Source organism: Sphingomonas flavalba (assembly GCF_047553045.1).
GTDB lineage: Bacteria > Pseudomonadota > Alphaproteobacteria > Sphingomonadales > Sphingomonadaceae > Sphingomonas_L > Sphingomonas_L flavalba_A.
This window is the reverse complement of sequence record NZ_CP180208.1, coordinates 2,846,518-2,866,521: the sequence shown is the minus strand read 5'-3', so window position 1 is coordinate 2,866,521 and position 20,004 is coordinate 2,846,518. Positions and strand designations below refer to the sequence as shown.

Sequence of the window (20,004 nt, the reverse complement as noted above, 5' to 3'; positions counted from 1 at the left end):
GCGGGTCGATCGTTACGGAGCGCGTCATCGTTGCTTGACAAGCCGTAACGAACGAGGCAATTTTCCCTCTCACGAGAGTGAATAAAAGAGGGGGGAGGATTATGAAATCCGCATTTCGCGGCGTGTCCCGTGCTGCCATTTCGATTTCCCTTGCCGGCTTTGCCTGGCCCGGCGTCGCCGCCGCCCAGGTCGATGCGGTGGCGGCCGCGGCGGCGTTGCAGGCCGTCGCGCCGGGCGCGGAGGCGCGGCCCGCCGCCTCGGACGAGGAAATCGTGGTCACCGGCTCGCTGATCCGCGGCACCGCCGTTGACGCGGCGTTGCCGGTAGAGGTCTATTCCAACGTCGAACTGGAACGGCGCGGGTCGCCGACCGCCCTCGACTTCGCCAAGACGCTGACGATTTCCGGCCCGACCACCGGTGAGTCCTACTATTTCGGCGGCCCGGCGCTGACCGGTTCGGTCCAGTACAACCTGCGCGGCATCGGCGCGGACAAGACGCTGGTCCTGCTCAACGGCCGGCGGATGAACGTCAACACCGCCAATGTCCCGTCGATCGCCCTGGCGCGCACCGAGATTCTGAAGGACGGCGCGGCGGTGACCTATGGTGCCGACGCGACCGGAGGTGTCGTCAACTTCATTACCCGCGAACGCTATGTCGGTTTCGAAGCGGCGGCGCGTTACAAGCATATCAACGGGTCGAACGGCGATTACTACGCCGGTTTCCTCGCCGGTGTCGGCTCCGGTCGCGTCAACCTGATGGTGTCGGGCGAATATGAGCGGCGCTCGCGGCTGAAGGCGATCAAGCGCGATTTCGTCCGCAAGTCCTTCGATCCGACTGACCCGGACTACAACCCGGCGCCGTGGTCGACGCTGACCAACCTTGCCGGCTGGCTGCCGCGCGGCGCGTTGCCGGCAATCCCCAGCGTGACGGCGGACGGCGAATTCGGCGCGCCCGTTGCCGGCATCGTGTCGGATTTCACCCCGGCGAGTTGCGCCGCGGTCGGCGGGCGCTACGACAACGCCTATACCTGCGCCTACAACTACATTCCCTATTACGATCTGGTTTCGCCGACCAACACCTATCGTGCCTATGCCCAGTTGAACGCGGAAGTGACCGACGACATGGAGGTCCATGTCGAGGCGTCCTACGGCCGGGTGACGGTTCCGCAAATCTTCGGTTCGCCGGCGCAGCCGGTTGCGCGCGGCCCGGCGCTGGCGACCGGTGCAGTCTACCAGCTCTACGTGCCGATCACCAACCCCTATGCCGCCGCCTTTGCCGCCGATCACGGCATTACCGGCGCTCAGGGCTTCACGCCGGTAACCTATCGGCTGCTCGGCCATGGCGGTAACACCGCGCTCAGCGACAATGGTTATGGCGTGCCCGACCGGGTCGACAACAAGGTCTGGCGTGTGTCGGGTGGCGTGAAGGGGCGGCTTGGCGACTGGGCGGATTTTGCCCGCGACGTCAATTACGACTTCGCCGTCACCTACAATCAGGCGCGGACCTACAACACCCACCCGGATACGATCGGCTATCGCCTGCAGCAGGCGCTGAACGGTTTCGGCGGCGCGAACTGTCAGGCGGTCGACCTCGACCCCAACCGGTTCGGCACCCAGAACCCGGCGGCGGCCGGCCAGAATGGCTGCCTGTGGTGGAACCCGTTCTCCAGCGCGTTTGCTGGCCAGCCGGTGCGTGGCCTCGACAACCCCAACCATGTCGCGGGCAGCGAGAATTCGGAAGAATTGACCCGCTGGATGTTCAACCCCCGTGCGACCGAGACGACGACCAGCGCGCTGACCATCGATCTGGTGCTGAACGGCAAGACCGGCATCACGCTGCCGGGCGGCGAGGTCAACTGGGCGCTTGGCGGGCAGGCCCGCTGGTTCTCCAGCCGCCAGAATATTCCCGACCCGATCTACAACGGCACGGTCCAGTGCGAATGGCCGCACGGCACGACCAGCGCCAACGGGCCTGGCTCGCTGCCGATGGAAGCGAATCCGCTGCCGACGACCAGCCCGAATTTCCGTGGTTGTACGCCGGATGCGCCGGGGCCGTTCGTGCTGTTCGCGCCGCTTGTTCCGGTCGACGCCGAGCGCAACCAGTATTCGGTGTTCGGCGAAATCGACGTCCCGCTGGTCGACGGCGTCAACCTGCAGGCGGCGGCGCGGCACGAGCGTTTCTCCGGTGGCCTGTCCGCCACCGTCTACAAGGTGGCCGGCAAGTGGAATGTCTGGGGGCCGCTGTCGCTGCGCGGGTCCTATGGCACCAACTACCAGACGCCGCCGCTGGGCACGGTGCCCGGCGCGCTTACCGTCGCGGCGCGCAACTACACCGTCGCCGGCAGCAACTGGCTGGCGGCTCAGTTCATCACCGCCGCCAATCTGAAGCCGGAAACCGCGCGGACGTCCAACATCGGCATGATCTGGGACAGCCGGGGGCTGGGCAGCGACCACCGGTTCCGGCTGATGGTCGATTATTTCGACATCCGCACCAAAGATGAGATCGGCCAGATCGCCGACCCGAACCAGATCGCCAATCTGGTGTTCAACGGGCCGGGCGGAACCACGACCACCTGCGATCCGTCGGCGCAGCCGTTGCTCAGCCGCATCGCCTTCAACGCCGGCTGCACGGTCGGGATGAGCGCGATCGGCGCCTTCTCGTCGGTCACCACTTTGGTCGGCAACGGCCCGGGCCAGCGAACCACCGGGTTCGACGTGCAGGCGAACTACACCCTGCCGGTCGGCGAAGGTGAGTTGGGCCTCCAGCTGACCGCGACGCGGATCACCAAGCTGAAGACCGGCGCGACATCGCTCGACGGCGTGGTCATCTCCACCGGCGACGATCGGCTGGGGACGCTCAACTTCGCGACCTTCGCGCAGGCGGCGCCGAAGCTGCGGGCCAATTTCAGCGTCAACTACAACCTTGCCCGCCACAACATCCGCGTCGGCGCCAACTATGTGTCGGCGGTGAAGGATGAACGGGCCGGCATCCAATATGGCGAGAACGGGCGCGCGTGGATCACCGCCGATCTGACCTATCGGTTCGAAGTCGCCGACGGCTTCGTCCTGACCGCCAATGTCGGCAATCTGTTCGACCGCGACCCGCCGCCGGCGCAGGAAGAGTTCGGCTATGACCCGTGGATGGCCAATCCGCTCGGCCGTACTTTCGAGATTGGCATCAAGAAGACTTTCTAGACCCTCCCTGAGCGGGCGGGCGCCCCGGCGCTCGCCCGCGCTTTTTGCAACGGACAGGCCGATGGACAGACAGCTTCCTTCAGCGCGCCGCGCGGCCGGCGGCCGTCTCGCCGTGTTTGTCGCTGCCGTCGCCCTTGCTGCCGGGTCCGCCCCGGCCGCCACGCCGCCGGCACCAGACCCGACCGTTGCAAATGCCGACTATGCCGATCCTGCGCTGTGGCTATGCCGGCCGGATCTGACGATCAACCGCTGCCGGGTCGGGATCGACGCGACGGTGATCGCGGCGGACGGCAGCAGCAGCATCGAGCATTATCGTCCAGCCGCTGATCCCGGCTTCGACTGCTTCTTCGTTTATCCGACGGTGTCGAAGGACCCAGGCTGGCAATCGGATTTCGTGCCCGACCGGATGGAATTCGACGACATCAGGCAGCAATTCGCCCGCTTCGGCAAGGTCTGTCGCCAGTTCGCGCCGCTTTATCGGCAGACGACGCTGACCGCGCTGCGCCGGAATGCCGGCGGGCCGCAGCCGGTCGGCGATCCGCCGCCGCCCGGCTTTGGTGGCTATAGTGACGTGCGCGCCGCGTGGAACTGGTACATGGCGCACGCAAATAACGGGCGCGGCGTCGTGCTGATCGGCCATAGCCAGGGCGGGGCGATGATCACCCGGCTGCTCGCCGAAGAGATCGACGGCCGGCCGGGACAGGCGCGGCTGATTTCGGCGCTGGTCATCGGCGCGCCGGTGCTGGTGCCGCCCGGCAAGGCGGTTGGCGGCAGCTTCAAGGCGATCCCGCTGTGCGAGGCGGAGGACCAGGTTGGCTGTGTGATCAGCTACGCCACCTATCGCGACCGGTTCCCGCCGCCGGAAAACGCGCTGTTCGGCCGTGCGCGCGATGGATTGCGCGTCGCCTGCACCAACCCGGCCAGCCTTGGCGGCGGCAGCGGTACTGCCGATTCCTATTTCGCCACTTCCGGTTCGCTGAACGATGCCGGTGGCGACGCGCGGCCGGAGTGGACCCGCCCGCTGCGCGCGATCGCCACGCCGTTCGTCAAGACGCCGGGGCTGGTATCGCTGCAATGCGTGACGCGCGGCGACTTCGATTATCTCGAACTGCATGTGAACCCCAACCCCGGCGGCGGCCGCACCGATCATCTGTCGGGGGAAATCGTCCGCCCATTCGGCGTCGATCTGTCGTGGGGGCTGCATATTCTCGACGTCCATCATGCGATGGGTGACCTGATCCGCATCGTCGCCAGTCAGGCGCGGGCCCATGCGGCCGCGCCGCGCGCGCCGTGATGCCGGACCGCCCATGCGCCGCCTGCCTGTATCCCGCCGGCGGCGCCCCGATTCCTCCAACCGCGCGTGGCCATGCAATCCTATAGTCTGACCGTCGACAAATTCATCGATCATGCCGCCAGATGGGCGGCCGAGCAGCAGGTCGTCACCGCGCGCGCGGGGCAGCCGCCGCTGCGCATCGGCTATGCCGACCTGCGCGCGCGGGCCAACCGCATGTCCGGCGCGCTTGCCGCGTTGGGCCTGCGCGGCGGCGACCGGATCGCCACCCTTGCCTGGAACACCCAGCATCATCTGGAACTCTATTACGCGGCGATGGGGGCCGGGCTGATCTGCCACACGCTGAACCCGCGGCTGTCGCGCGACCATCTGAGCATGATGATCAACGAAGCGGACGACCGGGTGCTGGCGGTTGCGGTCAATCTGGCGCCGCTGCTGGCGGAACTGGCGCCACTCTGCCCGAAACTGCGCCATGTGATCTGGCTGGACGGCAACGGCCCGGTGCAGCACGAGCCGGAAAACTGGGACTATGAAGCGTTGTTGGCGACGCATGGCGCGGCGGTCGCTTGGGGCCGTTTCCCGGAAGAGACGCCGGCCGGCCTCTGCTATACCTCCGGCACCACCGGCAGCCCGAAGGGCGTACTCTACACCCACCGGTCAAACTATCTGCACACGCTGCGTTCGCTGCTGCCGGATGCGTTCGCGATCAACCGGCGCGATGTGGTGCTGGTCGCGGTGCCGATGTTCCACGCCAATGGCTGGGGTCTGCCCTTCGCCGTTCCCGCCGTCGGCGCCCGTATCGTCCTGCCGGGGCGCGAGGCGGACGGCGCCGGGCTCGCCGCGCTGATGCGGGACGAAGCGGTGACCATCGCCGTCGGTGTTCAGACCGTCTGGCTGGGGGTTGTCGACCATCTTGAGCGGACCGGCAGCACGCTGCCGGCGCTGGAACGGGTGATCGTCGGCGGCTCCGACTGCCCGCCCGCGCAGGTCCGGCGGCTGGAGGCGGGGCTGGGCGCGCGGGTGCAGACCAGTTGGGGCATGACGGAATTGTCGCCGCTCGGCGTCACCGCGCCGCCCGGCGGCGCGGCGGGCAAGGCGGCTGGGCAGGTGATCATAGGCCTTGATGTGAAGCTGACCGATGCCGACGGCGTGCCGCTCCCCGACCAGCATGCCGGCACCGGCCATCTGAAGGTGAAGGGGGCGAGCGTTCTCGACCGCTATTACAACGCGCCGGCCCATGCGCTCGACGCGGAAGGGTATTTCGATACCGGCGACCTCGCCTCGATCGACGCCGCCGGCAATCTGACGATCTGCGGCCGTGCCAAGGACCTGATCAAGTCGGGCGGCGAATGGATCAATCCGGCGGAGATCGAGGCGATTGTCGGTTGCGACCCGGCGGTGGCGCAGGTCGCGGTTGTCGGCCGGCCCGATCCGAAATGGGGCGAACGGCCGGTGCTGATTGTCGAGCCGCAGGCGGGGCATGGTATTGATGCCGCCGCGCTGGTCGCCGGCCTGCGCGGCAAGGTGCCGGACTGGTGGCTGCCCGACACGGTGGTCGCGGTAGCGGCGATGCCGCTCGCCGCGACCGGAAAGATCGACAAGGCCCGCCTGCGGGCCGACCATGCCGGCGGCGGCAGCAGCGCGTGACCGGTTTGCGCCGCTCTCCGGCACGTGCCGGGCAGCGGCAACGGAGAGGGAGGGAAGCAGTGCTGAACCGACAGCAGAGCCGGGCCGCCGCGCCGCCCGGCGGCGGATCGCCGAAAACGGCGTTGGCGGCGGCGGCGGGCGCCGCGATCGAATGGTATGATTTCTTCATCTACGGCACCGCTGCCGCGCTGGTTTTTCCGAAGCTGTTCTTCCCCGCCGACATGCCGTTGTTCGCGGCGCAGATCGCGGCGTTCAGCACCTTCGCCGTCGGCTTCATCGCGCGGCCGGTCGGCGGCGTGCTGTTCGGCCATTTCGGCGATCTGCTCGGCCGCAAGAAGGCGCTGGCGACGGCGCTGGTGCTGATGGGCCTGTCGACCGCGGCGATCGGGCTGCTGCCGTCCTATGCCAGCATCGGCGTTGCCGCGCCGCTGTTGCTCGCGCTGCTCCGTATCGTTCAGGGGCTGGCGGTCGGCGGCCAGTGGGGTGGGGCGGCGTTGCTCGCCATCGAAAGCGCGCCGCCGGGCCGACAGGGCCTGTACGGCAGTTTCGTCCAGATCGGCGTGCCATTGGGGGTGGTGCTGGCCAACGGCGTGTTCCTTGTCGCGGGGGTGACGATGAGCGCGGCCGATTTCGCCGCCTGGGGCTGGCGCATCCCGTTCCTGCTCAGTCTCGCGCTGGTCGGCATCGGCTTCTACGTCCAGTTCCGATTGGAGGATTCGGAGGAGTTTCGCGCGGTCGAGGCGCGCACGGCCACGGCCGGGGTCAAGCCGCGTTCGCCGATCGTCAAGGTGTTGCGCAGCCACCCGCGCCAGATCCTGCTCGCCGGCGGTGCGTTCGTCGCCAACAACATCTGCTTCTATGTCTGCATCACCTACGCGATCGCCTACGGCACGACGACGCTGGGACTGTCCAAGAACCTGATGCTGGGTAGCGTGATGGCGGCCAGCATCATCATGGCGCCGTTCCTGATCTTCTGCGGCTGGATTTCGGATCGCTGGGGCCGGTTGCCGCCCTTCCTGCTCGGCGCCGCGCTGACCGGGGTCTGGGCCTTCGCCTTCTTTCCGCTGATCGAGACCGGCTCGCCATGGGCAGTGCTGCTCGCGATCACCGTGGAGCTGGGGTTCATCAGCCTGATGTACGGGCCGCAGGCGGCGCTGTTCGCCGAACTTTTTCCGGTCGAGCTGCGCTATTCCGGGGCGTCGCTCGGCTATCAGCTCGGTTCGGTCGTCGGCGGCGGCTTTGCACCGATCATCGCCACCGCGCTCTACGCCCATTTCCATGCGAGCACGGCGATCGCCGGCTATATGTTCGCCGCCTGCGCGGTCTCGTTCGTCTGCACCGCGTTGCTGCGCGACCAGCCGCTTGGCCGAATTGGCGGCGCCGCACAGGGGGAAGGCCGGTGACGCCGCTGCCGCGACGCGCGATGCTGCGCGGGCTGGGTGCCGGCGCGGCCGCCACCGTCATCGGGCTGCCGGCGCGGGCCGCCGTTACGTCGCCGCTGACCACGCCCGATCCGCGCTGGCTGGTGTCGGAAGAAGAGGCGTTGGCCTGGCACCGGATCAAGGACGCGAACGGCCCGGCGCTGGCTGGGAACCCGGCCTGGCGGGCCTATATGGCGTTTCTGGAGGCCCGGCTTCGCGCCAGCGGCTGCGTCGCTGTCCACCGCGCGCCCTGGCGCTTTCAGCGGTTGGAAACCAGCCTGTGGCCGGACGATTCGCGCTGGGGGCTGGTCGTGGGCGGCCAGCCGGTCCGCGTCGCCAATTTCGGCGCCAATTGCGGAACGACCGGGCCGGACGGGGTAACCGCGCCGCTGCTGCTGTGGGACCCTGACATGGAGCAGGATGTGCGCGGCAAGATCGTCGTCTTCCGCCCGGTGCCCCGGCCGGAGGTGCGCACCGCGTTCAGCGACAGCGATTATGAATATAGTACGCCGTTCGACAGTTGGCCGACGGAAGGCGGCACGGTGCCGCAGGCGCAGGACGGCACCGGCTCGATCTCCAGCGCGGTCTGGGACGACATGACCAGCACCGGTCTGTTCGTCGAGGCGATGCGCGATGCCGGGCCGGCGGGCGTCGTGTTTGCGATGAACCTGAACCGGGCGGCGACGGACGGGCTGTATACCTTCCGCGTGCCCGCCGATTACGGTTTCCCGGCCCTGTATGTCGACAGGCTGGTCGGCGATGCGCTGATCGCCGATGCGCGGCAGGGCGCCGGGGCGACGATCCGGGTCGAAGGCGAGCGCGTCGACAGCGAGGCCTATCAGTTGATCGCCTATCTGCCCGGTCGCCATTACGGCACCGACCGGGATGAGCAGATCCAGTTGCGGACCCACACGGACGGGCCGTCGATCAGCCAGGACGACGGCGCGCTCGGTCTGCTTGGCGTCGTCGCCTATATGAACCGGGTTCCGCGTGCCGCCCGCCCGCGCACGCTGATGATCGAGATGGATTGTCGCCATTTCATGCCGGGGATGGAACAGGCCTGGGCGGCGCAGGACTATTTCGTCAAAAATCCGCGAGCGCGCGACCCGATCGTCGCGCTGCTGGCGATGGAGCATCTCGGCCAGATCGAATATGTCGCCGATGGCGATGCGATCCGGCCGAGCGGCCGCTCGCTGCCGACCTGGGTCTATGCGACCGCCAGCCAGCCGATGATCGACGCGGCCTATCGCGCGGCACAGGCCAGCGGGGTGCGGTCCGCGGTGATCCGTGCGCCGGGGCGCCCCGGCGTCCACGGCCGTTCGCAGGGGCCGTGGTACGGCATGGGCCGCGCCGCCCAGCCGCTGGGCATTCCCGCCTACGGCATCCAGGGCGATCTCGGCGCCTACTGGGCGTTTTCGGCGCGGATCGATCGGTTCGATGCCCGTTCGTTCCGCCGTCAGGTGGCGATGTTCTGCCGGCTCACCGGTTTCCTGATGACCGCCGATCTTGCGCCGCTGACACCACCGAAGCCGCCGGGGCAGGGGTAAAATGGCGCGGCGGGCCCGGCTTGTCGCCGCCGCTCTTCCGGTATTCACCCGCCGGATAGTGAATGTTGACTCGGGCTTCAGCGTCGGTCACACCGTTTCCGGTGGCGGCTGGTGCGGGAATGCGGGGAAGGTCCGGCTGATGACGATCCTGTCTCGACTTGCGGCGTTTGGCGCCATGCTGCTCGGCGCGGTGACTCCGGCGCTGGCGGCGGACGGCCCCGTCGTCCACGCTCCGGCCGGCGCCGTCCGGGGCGTCGCCACCGGCGATCTGCACGTGTTCCGTGGGCTGCCCTATGCGCTGCCGCCGGTCGGCCCGGCGCGCTGGACGGCGCCGGTGGCGATGCCGCCCTGGCCGGGGGTTCGTCCGGCGACCCGTTTCGGCGCCGCCTGCATCCAGCCGCCGTCGCGGCCCGGCAGCATCTATGCGGCGGATCATGCGGCGTTGAGCGAGGATTGTTTGACGCTGAACGTCTGGGCGCCCGCCGCCGCGGGCGGCGCGCCGGTGTTCGTGTGGATTCATGGCGGTTCGCTGACCACGGGTTCGGGCGCGGAGCCGATGTATGACGGTGCCGCCCTCGCCCGGCGCGGGCTGGTGGTGGTGACGATGAACTACCGGCTGGGCGTGCTCGGCTGGCTTGCCCATCCCGAGCTCAGCGCCGAATCGCCGGACGCCGTTTCCGGTAATTACGGCCTGCTCGACCAGATCGCCGCGCTGCGCTGGGTGAAGGACAACATCGCCGCCTTCGGGGGCGATCCGGCGAATGTGACCGTCGCCGGGGAATCGGCCGGTGCGCTCAGTGTCATGTATCTGATGGCGTCGCCGCGCGCGCGCGGCCTGTTCGCGAAGGCGATCGCGCAGAGCGCCTATATGATCACCACGCCGGATCTGAAGCGGCGGCGCTTCGGCGTCGAGCCGGCTGAGGCGGCGGGCAGCCGGCTGGGCACGGCGCTTGGTGCCGGCGACATCGCGGCGCTCCGGGCGATGGATGGGGCGGCGCTGACCGCGGCGGCGCAGAAGGCGGGCTTCTTCCCGTTCGGCGCCGTTGACGGACAGGTTTTGCCCGATCAGCTTGTCACCCTGTTCGATAAGGGCGCTCAGGCGCCGGTGCCGATCCTCGCCGGGTTCAACAGCGGCGAAATCCGTTCGCTGCGCTTCCTGCTGCCGCCAGCGCCGGCCGACGCGGCGGCTTATGAGGCGGCGATCCGCGCCGGTTACGGCGCGCTGGCGCCGGCTTTTCTCGCCCGTTACCCGGCCGATGCGGTCGATGAGAGCATGCTGGCGGCGGTGCGGGACGCGATGTACGGCTGGACAGCGGAACGGCTGGTTGCGGCGCAGGGCGCGCGCGGCCTGCCGTCTTTCCTCTATCTGTTCGACCATGGCTATCCGGCGGCGGACGCGGCGGGGCTGCACGGCTTCCACGCCGGTGAACTGCCCTATGTGTTCGGTACCATCGCCGATACCCCACGCTACTGGCCGCCGATACCCGACAGCGCCGGCGAGCGCGCATTGTCGACGGCGATGGCCGATTACTGGGCCGCATTCGCGCGGACGGGCGCGCCGCAGGCGACGGGGCAGCCGGCCTGGCAACCCTATGCGCGCGACGGTGCTTACATGCATTTCGCCGACGTGCCGCGCGCTGAAACCGGCCTGTTGTCGGGGATGTTCGCGCTGCACGAGGCGGTGGTCTGCCGCCGCCGTGCCGCCGATATCGCGTGGAACTGGAATATCGGGATCGTCGCGCCGCCGCTGCCGCCGGCCGCCGCGGGGTGCGAATGACGGGTGCCCTGCCCCGCGCGTCGCGCCGTCTGGCGGCCGACATCCCTCTGGTCATGGCCGGCGGGATCGGCAAGAAGCGCCTGAGATTGGAATTTGGCATCGCATGACTCAGGCAAAATCACCACCGGCAGCGCCCAAGACGACCCAGACGAAATCCAGCAGCCCGACCGAAAAGGCGCCCCGGCGCAAGCGGACCAGCAAGGCCGAGCAGCGCGCCGAGACGATCGAGCATATCCTCGACACGGCCGAATATCTTTTCTCGCGCCATGGCCTGTACGGCGTCACGCTGAAGGACGTGGCGAAGCAGGTCGGCGTCCACCACACGCTGCTCAACTATTATTTCGAGGACAAGAAGAAGCTTTTCGACGCGGTTTTCGCCCGCCGTGCGGCGGTGACCAGCGAACGGCGGATGAAGGTTCTCGACGATTACGACAAGGCGACCAACGGCCAGCCGACGGTCGAAGGCGCGCTCCACGCCTTTCTGGATACCGACCTCGACCTGTATATCGAGGGCGGCGAAGGCTGGCGGAACTATGCCGCGCTCGGCGCGCAGGTCGCCAACACGCCTGAATGGGGCGCGGAGCTGATGGACCAGCATTTCGATCCGGTCGTGCTGCGGCTGATCGACCTCCTGAAACGGGCCTTGCCCGATTGCGAGGAGGAGGACGTGTTCTGGGGCTACCATTTCGTCACCGGCGCGCTGATGCTGACTCTGGCCCGCACCGGCCGCATCGACAAGCTGTCGCACGGCCTGTGCAAGTCCGGTGATTTCCGCGCGGTGAAGCAGCGGATGGCCAGCTTCATGGCCGGCGGATTTCACGCGCTGTGCGCCCAGCGCAAGGCCGAGCGCGGACAATGAGCATCAGCAGGAGGAAGGCAGCGGCCGATCGCGCCTGGTCGTCTAAATATTCACTAACAAGATAGCGAATGAAAGGGAGTGCGGACATGGAGCTGGAAAATCGGGTCGCCATCGTCACCGGGGCCGGCGGTGGGTTGGGGCGTTGCCATGCGCTGCTGCTCGCGCAACTCGGCGCGCGGGTTGTCGTCAACGACATGAACGGCGAGAACGCCGACCGGGTCGCGGCGGAGATCGTTGCCGCCGGTGGGGAAGCGGTGGGCGTTGCCGCGTCGGTTACCGATGAAACCGCCGTCGCGGCGATGGTCGCCGACACACTGGCGCGCTGGGGGCGGATCGACATCCTCGTCAACAATGCCGGTATTTTGCGCGACAAATCCTTTGCCAAGATGGACCTTGCCGATTTCCGGCTGGTCGTCGAGGTTCACCTGATGGGCGCCGCGATCTGCACCAAGGCGGTGTGGGATACGATGCGCGCCCAAGGGTATGGCCGCATCGTGATGACGACGTCGTCCTCCGGCCTGTACGGCAATTTCGGGCAGGCGAATTATGGCGCGGCCAAGCTGGCGCTGGTCGGCCTGATGCAGACGCTGGCGATCGAGGGCGATCGTTACGGCATTCGTGTCAACTGCCTCGCGCCGACCGCCGCGACCCAGATGACCAGCGGCATATTGGCCGGCGAGGCACTGGCCCGGCTCGCCCCCGATCTGGTCAGCCCCGGCCTGCTGGCGCTGGTCGGGGCGGATGCGCCGAGCCGGGCGATCCTGTGCGCGGGGGCCGGCCATTTCGCCGTCGCCAACGTCACGCTTACGGAAGGGGCGCAGATCGGCGGCACCGGCCCGGACGCCGCCCGCCGGGTCGCGGCCGCGTGGGATACGATCAGCGATCGCAGTGGGGAGGTGGTGCCCGCCTACGGTTTCTTCCAGGCGGAGCGCGAACTGGCCGGCGCCGGTGTCGCCATTCCGGCGACGGCGGCGCGCTGAACGGGGCCGAAAAGGACGGAGGGCGGGCGATGGCGAAACGGCGCTGGCACGGTATCTTCGGACGGTGGCTGGCTGCGGTCGCCCCGGCGCTGCTGCTGGCCCCGGCAGCGGCCGCTCCGCCGTCCGCCCCGGACCGGCCGGTCGTCGCCATCGCCGACGGGCGGGTTGGCGGTGTCGCCGGGGACGGCTTTGCGCTGTTCCGGGGCATCCCCTACGCCGCGCCGCCGGTCGGCGAACGGCGTTGGCGGCCACCGGCGCCGCCGGCACGCTGGCGCGGCGTCCGTGATGCAACCGCCTTCGGCCCCGCCTGCGTCCAGCCGCCCCTGCCGCCAGACGCGCTCTATGCGGACAATCCGGCGCGGATGAGCGAGGATTGCCTGACCCTCAACATCTGGGCGCCGGCCGGGGCGAAGGACGCGCCGGTCATCCTGTGGATACATGGCGGGTCGCTGCGTATCGGCAGCAGCGCCGATGCGTTCTACGACGGTGCCGCTTATGCGCGGCGCGGCATTGTCTTCGTGTCGATCAACTATCGGCTCGGCGTGCTCGGCTGGTTCGCCCACCCCGCTCTCAGCGCCGAAGCGGCCGACGGCACCTCCGGCAATTACGGCCTGCGCGACCAGATTGCCGCGCTGGCCTGGGTGCGGCGGAACATCGCTGCTTTCGGTGGCGACGCGCACAATGTCACGGTCATGGGCGAATCGGCCGGCGCGCTCAGCGTCAGCTACCTGCTGGTCAGCCCGGCGGCGCGCGGCCTGTTCGACAAGGCGATCCTCGAAAGCGCGAATATTCGCGCTGTGCCGCCGCTCGCGACCGCTGCCTATGGTCTCACCCCGGCGGAACAGACCGGAACGGCACTGGCGGCGGGGGTGGGCGCCGCCGATCTACCGGGATTGCGCGCGCTCGATGCGGCCGCGCTGGTTGCCGCCGCCGCCAAGGCGCGCTTTGTGGCGCAGGGTACGATCGACGGCCGGGTTCTGCCGGAACAGGTGGTCGATGCGTTCGATGCCGGACGGCAGGCGCGGGTGCCGATTCTCGCCGGGTTCAATGGCAATGAAATCCGTTCGCAGCGCGGGTTGCTGCCGCCGGCCCCGGCGGACGCGGCAACCTATGTCGGTGAAATCGAACGCCGCTATGGCGCCCTCGCCCCCGCCTTCCTGCGTCTCTACCCGGCGTCGGACATCGCCGGCAGCATGCTGGCGGCGGTGCGCGATGCCGTTTACGGTTGGGCGACGGAACGGCTGGTCAGCGGCCAGGCGGCAGCCGGACTACCCGCCTATCTCTACATATTCGATCATTGCTATCCGGCGGCGGCGGCGCGGGGCCTGTGTGGCTTTCATGCCAGCGAATTGCCGTTCGTGTTCGGTCAGATCGATCCCGGCGGGGCGATGCCGCCCAACTGGCCCCGTCCCGCCGGCGCCGTCGACCGGGCGCTGTCGGACGCGATGATCGGCTACTGGGCCGCCTTCGCCCGCACCGGGGTGCCCGCTGCGTCCGGCCTTCCGGTCTGGCCGGCCTATGCCGCCGATCAGGGGTATATGCGCTTCGCCGACCGCGCGGTGCCGGGCTACGACCCGCAGCCCGGCATGTTCGAGGTGCATGAGGAACTGGTCCGCCGCCGCCGCGCCGCCGGGCAGCAGTGGTTCACCAATGTCGGTGTCGCCGCCCCGTTGCCGGGCGCGACCCCCTAGCCGCCGGCGCGGCTTCGCAATCTTCGCGCCTTCGCAGGGTTCGCTACGCCGATCTTCGCTGTTTCAGCCATGTTCGCCCGGTGCGCCGGCGCCGATAGTGCCGGCCATGGGCAGGCCAGAACCCGATCCCGGAACCGCGCTGATGACGCGGATGGCCGCCGCCGCGGCGGCCGATGCCGGCGCGCATCCGCGCCGTCCGGTCCACCTTCTGCGCTGCGAAGCGGTCGAATTGCGCGGCGCTTCCGCACCCGGCGCCGTCACGGTTGAAAGCTGGGTCGTCCGCCGCACCGGCGCGACGGTGACCATGGCCGTGCTCGCTACCGCGGCGCAGCCCGGCGGCGGCGCCCGCATCGCCGGCTCCGGCCGGTTCACCTTCACCCGATACACCGCTGAAACGAAAGAGCAGCCCGCATGAAACTTCACGATGTTCGCACCTACAAGTCGGCGGAGCCGCTGGCCCGCGAGGACCAGTTGGCATGGAAGCTGGCGGCCGTCGCCACCGACCCGGTCGCGGTCGATGCCGACGTGGTTGAAATGATCGGCAACCGGATCATCGACAATGCGGCGGTGGCGGTGGCGTCGCTGGCGCGCGGGCCGATCCGCTCGGCCCGGGCGCAGGCGCTCGGTCACCCGGTCGCGGCCGGCGGAAACAATCGTGGCGCGTCGCTGTTCGGCCTGGACGCGGGCCGCCGGGTCAGCCCGGAATGGGCGGCCTGGGCCAATGGTGTCGCGGTGCGCGAACTCGACTATCACGACACGTTCCTGGCGGCCGAATACAGCCACCCCGGCGACAATATCCCGCCGATCCTCGCGGTCGCGCAGGCGATGGGGCGCGACGGCGCGGCGCTGGTTCGCGGCATCGCCACCGGCTACGAGATTCAGGTCGATCTGGTGAAGGGCATCTGCCTGCACGAACACAAGATCGACCATATCGCCCATCTCGGGCCGAGCGCGGCGGGGGGTATCGGCACGCTGCTCGGCCTGTCGACTGAGATCACCTGTCAGGCGATCCAGCAGGCGCTGCACACGACCACCACCACCCGCCAGTCCCGCAAGGGCGAGATTTCGACGTGGAAGGCCTATGCCCCCGCCTTCGCCGGCAAGATGGCGGTCGAGGCGGTCGACCGGGCGATGCGCGGCGAAGGCGCGCCGTCCCCCGCCTATGAGGGCGAAGACGGCTTCATCGCCTGGCTGCTGTCCGGCCCCGGCCATGTCTACCAGCTGCCGCTGCCGGGACCGGGCGAGGCGAAGCGCGCGATCCTCGACACCTACACAAAGGAATATTCCGCGGAGTATCAAAGCCAGGCGCTGATCGACCTCGCCCGGCGAATGGGGCCGAAGATCGGCGATTTCGAGCAGGTCGAAAGCATCCTGATCAAGACCAGCCACCACACCCATTACGTCATCGGCACCGGCGCCGGCGATCCGCAGAAGATGGACCCGAACGCCAGCCGCGAAACACTTGATCACTCGATCATGTATATCTTCGCGGTCGCGCTGCAGGACGGTGGCTGGCACCATGTCGACAGCTACGCGCCGGAACGGGCGCGTCGGCCGGACACGGTCGCGCTGTGGCACAAGATCACGACCGAGGAAGACCCGGCCTGGACCGCGCGCTACCACGCGAAAGGCGCGGACAAGGCGTTCGGCGGCAAGGTCGTCGTCACGATGAAGGACGGCCGCTCGATCGTCGATGAACTGGGTGTGGCGGACGCGCATCCCGCCGGCGCCCGCCCGTTCGGCCGGCCCGATTATGTCGGCAAGTTCCGCACCCTGGCCGACGGCATCGTCGCCCCGGCGGAGCAGGAGCGCTTTCTCGCGCTGGTCGATCGCTTGCCGGTGCTGAGCGCCGGGGAAGTGGCTCAACTGAACGTCGTCGCCCCCGCTGACCGGCTTGGCCCGGCGGCGCCGGCCGGCATTTTCTGAGCAGGGAGGGAATCATGGCCGACAGCGGCTTCAGGCCCAAGAAATCGGTGGCGCTATCCGGCGTCACCGCCGGCAACACCGCGCTCTGCACCGTCGGGCGCAGCGGCAACGACCTGCATTATCGCGGCTATGACATCCTCGATTTCGCGGAAACCAGCAGCTTCGAGGAGATCGCGCACCTGCTCGTTCACGGCGCGTTGCCAACGGCGGCGCAGCTTGCCGCCTACACCGCTAAGCTGAAGGGCCTGCGCGGTCTGCCGCAATCGGTGAAGGACGCGCTGGAGGCGCTGCCCGCCGCCGCCCACCCGATGGATGTCATGCGCTCCGGCGTATCGGCGCTTGGCTGCGTGCTGCCGGAGGCGCCGGACCATAACCTGCCGGCCGCGCGCGACATTGCCGATCGGCTGCTGGCGTCGCTCGGCTCGATCCTGCTCTACTGGTATCATTTCGCCCATCACGGCCGGCGGATAGAGGTGGAGACGGACGACGACAGCATCGGCGGCCATTTCCTTCACCTGCTTCACGGCAAGCCGCCGCCCGAAAGCTGGGTGCGGGCGATGCACGTCTCGCTGATCCTCTACGCGGAACATGAATTCAACGCCTCCACCTTCACCGCGCGGGTGATCGCCGGCACCGGGTCCGACGTCTATTCGTGCATTGCCGGGGCGATCGGCGCGCTGCGCGGGCCGAAACACGGCGGCGCCAACGAAGTCGCGTTCGAAATCCAGAAGCGTTACGCGACGCCGGACGAGGCGGAAGCCGACATCCGTCGTCGGGTTGCGGCGAAGGAGGTGATCATCGGCTTCGGCCACCCGGTCTATACCGTGTCGGACCCGCGCAACGTCGTCATCAAGCGGGTGGCGAAGGCGCTGGCGGACGATGCCGGCGCGCTGAAGCAATATGCCGTCGCCGAACGCATCGAAGCGGTGATGATGGAAACGAAGGCGATGTTCCCGAACCTCGACTGGTTCTCGGCGGTTTCCTATCACCTGATGGGCGTGCCGACGGCGATGTTCACGCCGCTGTTCGTCATCGCCCGCACCTCCGGCTGGGCGGCGCATGTCGTCGAACAGCGGCAGGACAACAAGATCATCCGCCCGTCGGCCCATTACACCGGGCCGGAGAATCTGGCCTTCGTTCCGCTGGCCGATCGGCGCGAATCGGCGGCGGCATAAGGAGGTATCATGCCCTATCTGGTTGCAGACGAACTGCCGGGGGAAAGCGCCGGCAAACGGTTCCGCGCGGCGCTGGCGCGGCCCGGCATCTATCAGTTGCCCGGCGCGCATAACGGGCAGGCCGCGCTGCAGGCGAAGGCAGCCGGCTTCGACGGGCTTTATCTGTCCGGCGCGGCGATGACCGCGTCGATGGGGCTGCCGGATCTGGGCATCATCACCGTCGACGAAGTCGTCTTCTTCATTCGCCAGATCGCCCGCGCGGCCGGACTGCCGCTGCTCGTCGACGGCGACACCGGCTATGGCGAGGCGCTGAACGTCATGCACATGGTCCGCAGCTTCGAAGAGGCCGGCGCCGGCGCCGTCCATCTGGAGGACCAGATTCTGCCCAAGAAATGCGGGCACCTGAACGGCAAGAAGCTCGCCGATGCGCAGGACATGGCGGCAAAGGTCGCCGCCGCGCGCCGGGCCGCGCGTGATCTGGTCATTGTCGCGCGCACCGACGCCGCCGGGGTCGAGGGTTTTGAGGCTGCCGTTGCCCGCGCAAAACTCTATGTCGAGGCGGGCGCCGCCGCGATCTTCCCGGAAGCACTGAATACGCGGGACATGTTCGAGGCGTTCGCCAGGGCGATGCCGGGCGTTCCCCTGCTCGCCAACATGACCGAATTCGGCAAGACGCCGTTCTTCACCGCCGCCGAATTCGCGGCGATGGGTTACAAGATGGTGATCTGGCCGGTCTCCTCGCTGCGCATTGCCAACAAGGCGCAGGCCGAACTTTATGCCGTGATCCGGCGCGACGGCGGCGCCCACGCGATGGTCGACCGCATGCAGACCCGCGCCGAACTCTATGAGACGATCGGGCTTGCCGACTACGAGGCGCTCGACGCGTCGATCGTCCGCACGATTGTTCCGCCGCCCCTCTCTTGACGGGGAGGCGGCGAGTTCCGATCAAGAAATTTGCAATATACGCACTATACGGATACGATGTTATCGGCGCATTGGCGAATAATTTCGCGTTTTTGCGCTAAGTTTTGCGAATTTTACAAATGTTGGGCGGGCGATGCGAAAAGCCTTTATGGGGGTCCGGCTCCGCCGGTTGCGCGAGGAACGGGGGTTGAAGCAGGTCGAGCTTGCCGATGCGCTCGGCATCTCGCCCAGCTACCTGAACCAGCTTGAACGCAATCAGCGGCCGTTGACCGTGCCGGTGCTGCTGCGGCTGAACGCCGCCTTCGGCATCGACGTCCAGTTGTTCTCGGAGGATGACGAGGCCCGGCTGATTACGGACCTGCGTGATGTGCTGGCGGACGGGACCGAAACCGTGTCGCTGGCCGAGATGCGCGAACTGGCGATGAACATGCCTGCGGTCGGGCGGACGCTGATCGCGCTGCACCGGCGCTATCGCGAGGCGGTGGAGCGCAGCGAGGCGATGGCGGCGCAACTGGGCGACGACTGGATCGCCGGTGGTCCGGCGCGGATGCCGTTCGAACAGGTCCGCGATTTCTTCTATACGCGGCACAATCACATCGAGCCGCTCGATGCGGCGGCGGAGCGGCTGTATCGAGAGGCAGGCCTTGCCCCGCATTCGGTCCATGCCGGGCTGCTCGCCTGGCTGCGGACGCGCCACGCTGTCGAGGTGCGGTGGGACGACGGCGGCGGTGCCCAGCGCCGCTACGATCCGGCGCGGCGGCTGCTCGCGATCTCCGCCGATCTGCGTCAGGGGCAGCAGGCGTTCCAGATGGCGACGCAACTCGCCTTTCTGGAACTGGGCGAGACGATCGACGCGCTGGCCGACGATCCGGTGCTGGTCGGCGACGAGGCACGGCGCCTCGCCCGCATCGGGCTGGCCAACTATTTCGCCGGGGCGCTGATCCTGCCCTACGGCCCGTTCCGCGCGGCGGCGGAAGCGGAAGGCTATGACATCGAAAAGCTCGGCCGCCGCTTCGGTGTCGGTTTCGAAACCGTCTGTCATCGCCTGTCGACGCTGCAACGGTCGGAGGCGCGCGGGGTGCCGTTCTTCTTCGTTCGGGTCGACCGCGCCGGCAACATCTCGAAACGCCAGTCGGCGACCGATTTCCACTTCTCGCGGGTAGGCGGCAGTTGCCCGCTGTGGAATGTCTACGAAGCCTTCGCTCAGCCGGGGCGGGTGCTGACCCAGATCGCGGAAATGCCGGACGGCCGGACCTATCTGTGGGTCGCGCGCACCGTCGGGCGGGGGCAGGCGGGCTATGGCGTGCCGCACAAGACCTTTGCGGTCGGCCTGGGGTGCGACATCCGCCACGCCGGGCGACTGGTCTACGCGCGCGGGCTGGACCTGACCGATCCGGCGGCGGCGACGCCGATCGGCGTCGGCTGCAAGGTGTGCGAGCGCCCCGCCTGCCCGCAGCGCGCATTTCCGCCGATCGGCCGCCCGGTGGCGGTGGATGAAAACCGCAGCACCCTTATCCCCTATCCGGTCGACTAGGTTTTCCGGGCCAGTTGGGCACGGCGCCGGCCCACGCG

14 protein-coding genes are annotated in these 20,004 nt (G+C 68.4%); all 14 read left to right on the top strand.

The features are described 5' to 3' along the window. Positions 1–101 precede the first annotated feature (101 nt). The 14 genes from ACMT1E_RS13715 to ACMT1E_RS13650 all read left to right on the top strand — a co-directional run bounded on the left by ACMT1E_RS13715 (position 102) and on the right by ACMT1E_RS13650 (position 19,966). Positions 102–3,194 carry a TonB-dependent receptor domain-containing protein gene (locus ACMT1E_RS13715; RefSeq protein WP_414900939.1) on the top strand — a complete coding sequence of 1,031 codons (3,093 nt, stop codon included), beginning with the start codon at positions 102–104 and terminating at the stop codon, positions 3,192–3,194. 61 nt (positions 3,195–3,255) lie between these two features. Continuing rightward, entirely contained in the window at positions 3,256–4,488 is a 1,233-nt protein-coding gene (locus ACMT1E_RS13710; protein WP_414900938.1) for a DUF3089 domain-containing protein, read from the top strand. Positions 4,489–4,560: 72 nt separating this feature from the next. Next, entirely contained in the window at positions 4,561–6,132 is a 1,572-nt protein-coding gene (locus tag ACMT1E_RS13705) for an AMP-binding protein (RefSeq protein WP_414900936.1), read from the top strand. Between the two features lie 59 nt (positions 6,133–6,191). Further along, on the top strand, positions 6,192–7,535 hold the full coding sequence (locus tag ACMT1E_RS13700) for an MFS transporter (protein WP_414900934.1): 1,344 nt from the start codon (positions 6,192–6,194) through the stop codon (positions 7,533–7,535). After that, the gene (locus ACMT1E_RS13695; RefSeq protein ID WP_414900933.1) at positions 7,532–9,100 is read left to right on the top strand and encodes a hypothetical protein; all 1,569 of its coding nucleotides are present in this window, start codon (positions 7,532–7,534) and stop codon (positions 9,098–9,100) included. The genes ACMT1E_RS13700 and ACMT1E_RS13695 overlap by 4 nt, the downstream gene beginning before the upstream one ends. A 139-nt stretch (positions 9,101–9,239) precedes the next feature. Beyond that, complete coding sequence (locus tag ACMT1E_RS13690) at positions 9,240–10,877, top strand: carboxylesterase/lipase family protein (RefSeq protein ID WP_414900931.1); 1,638 nt, start codon at positions 9,240–9,242, stop codon at positions 10,875–10,877. A 103-nt stretch (positions 10,878–10,980) separates the two neighbouring features. Then, positions 10,981–11,736: a TetR/AcrR family transcriptional regulator gene (locus ACMT1E_RS13685; protein ID WP_414900930.1), complete on the top strand. Its 756-nt coding sequence runs from the start codon at positions 10,981–10,983 to the stop codon at positions 11,734–11,736. 86 nt (positions 11,737–11,822) lie between these two features. Continuing rightward, positions 11,823–12,716 (top strand): SDR family NAD(P)-dependent oxidoreductase, encoded by an 894-nt coding sequence (locus ACMT1E_RS13680; RefSeq protein ID WP_414900928.1) that lies wholly within the window; start codon positions 11,823–11,825, stop codon positions 12,714–12,716. Between the two features lie 29 nt (positions 12,717–12,745). Continuing rightward, entirely contained in the window at positions 12,746–14,407 is a 1,662-nt protein-coding gene (locus tag ACMT1E_RS13675) for a carboxylesterase/lipase family protein (protein ID WP_414900927.1), read from the top strand. Between the two features lie 151 nt (positions 14,408–14,558). Further along, positions 14,559–14,822, top strand: a complete 264-nt coding sequence (locus ACMT1E_RS13670) for a hypothetical protein (protein WP_414900925.1) — start codon at positions 14,559–14,561, stop codon at positions 14,820–14,822. Beyond that, positions 14,819–16,333 (top strand): MmgE/PrpD family protein, encoded by a 1,515-nt coding sequence (locus tag ACMT1E_RS13665; protein ID WP_414900923.1) that lies wholly within the window; start codon positions 14,819–14,821, stop codon positions 16,331–16,333. Before ACMT1E_RS13670 ends, ACMT1E_RS13665 begins: the two co-directional genes overlap by 4 nt. Before the next feature lie 14 nt (positions 16,334–16,347). Then, positions 16,348–17,508, top strand: coding sequence for a 2-methylcitrate synthase (gene prpC / locus ACMT1E_RS13660; protein WP_414900922.1), 1,161 nt, complete (start codon positions 16,348–16,350; stop codon positions 17,506–17,508). 9 nt (positions 17,509–17,517) lie between these two features. Next, a complete protein-coding gene (gene prpB, locus ACMT1E_RS13655; protein ID WP_414900920.1) occupies positions 17,518–18,432 on the top strand; it encodes a methylisocitrate lyase in 915 nt (304 codons plus the stop codon). Between the two features lie 148 nt (positions 18,433–18,580). Next, positions 18,581–19,966: a short-chain fatty acyl-CoA regulator family protein gene (locus ACMT1E_RS13650; protein WP_414900918.1), complete on the top strand. Its 1,386-nt coding sequence runs from the start codon at positions 18,581–18,583 to the stop codon at positions 19,964–19,966. The last annotated feature ends 38 nt before the right edge of the window (positions 19,967–20,004 follow it).

Coding starts and splice junctions, on each gene's coding strand:
- ACMT1E_RS13670 (WP_414900925.1), top strand. CDS start 14,559: ATGGCCGCCGCCGCGGCGGCCGATGCCGGCGCGCATCCGCGCCGTCCG.
- ACMT1E_RS13710 (WP_414900938.1), top strand. CDS start 3,256: ATGGACAGACAGCTTCCTTCAGCGCGCCGCGCGGCCGGCGGCCGTCTC.
- ACMT1E_RS13675 (WP_414900927.1), top strand. CDS start 12,746: ATGGCGAAACGGCGCTGGCACGGTATCTTCGGACGGTGGCTGGCTGCG.
- ACMT1E_RS13715 (WP_414900939.1), top strand. CDS start 102: ATGAAATCCGCATTTCGCGGCGTGTCCCGTGCTGCCATTTCGATTTCC.
- ACMT1E_RS13650 (WP_414900918.1), top strand. CDS start 18,581: ATGGGGGTCCGGCTCCGCCGGTTGCGCGAGGAACGGGGGTTGAAGCAG.
- ACMT1E_RS13680 (WP_414900928.1), top strand. CDS start 11,823: ATGGAGCTGGAAAATCGGGTCGCCATCGTCACCGGGGCCGGCGGTGGG.
- ACMT1E_RS13690 (WP_414900931.1), top strand. CDS start 9,240: ATGACGATCCTGTCTCGACTTGCGGCGTTTGGCGCCATGCTGCTCGGC.
- prpC (WP_414900922.1), top strand. CDS start 16,348: ATGGCCGACAGCGGCTTCAGGCCCAAGAAATCGGTGGCGCTATCCGGC.
- ACMT1E_RS13665 (WP_414900923.1), top strand. CDS start 14,819: ATGAAACTTCACGATGTTCGCACCTACAAGTCGGCGGAGCCGCTGGCC.
- ACMT1E_RS13685 (WP_414900930.1), top strand. CDS start 10,981: ATGACTCAGGCAAAATCACCACCGGCAGCGCCCAAGACGACCCAGACG.
- ACMT1E_RS13705 (WP_414900936.1), top strand. CDS start 4,561: ATGCAATCCTATAGTCTGACCGTCGACAAATTCATCGATCATGCCGCC.
- prpB (WP_414900920.1), top strand. CDS start 17,518: ATGCCCTATCTGGTTGCAGACGAACTGCCGGGGGAAAGCGCCGGCAAA.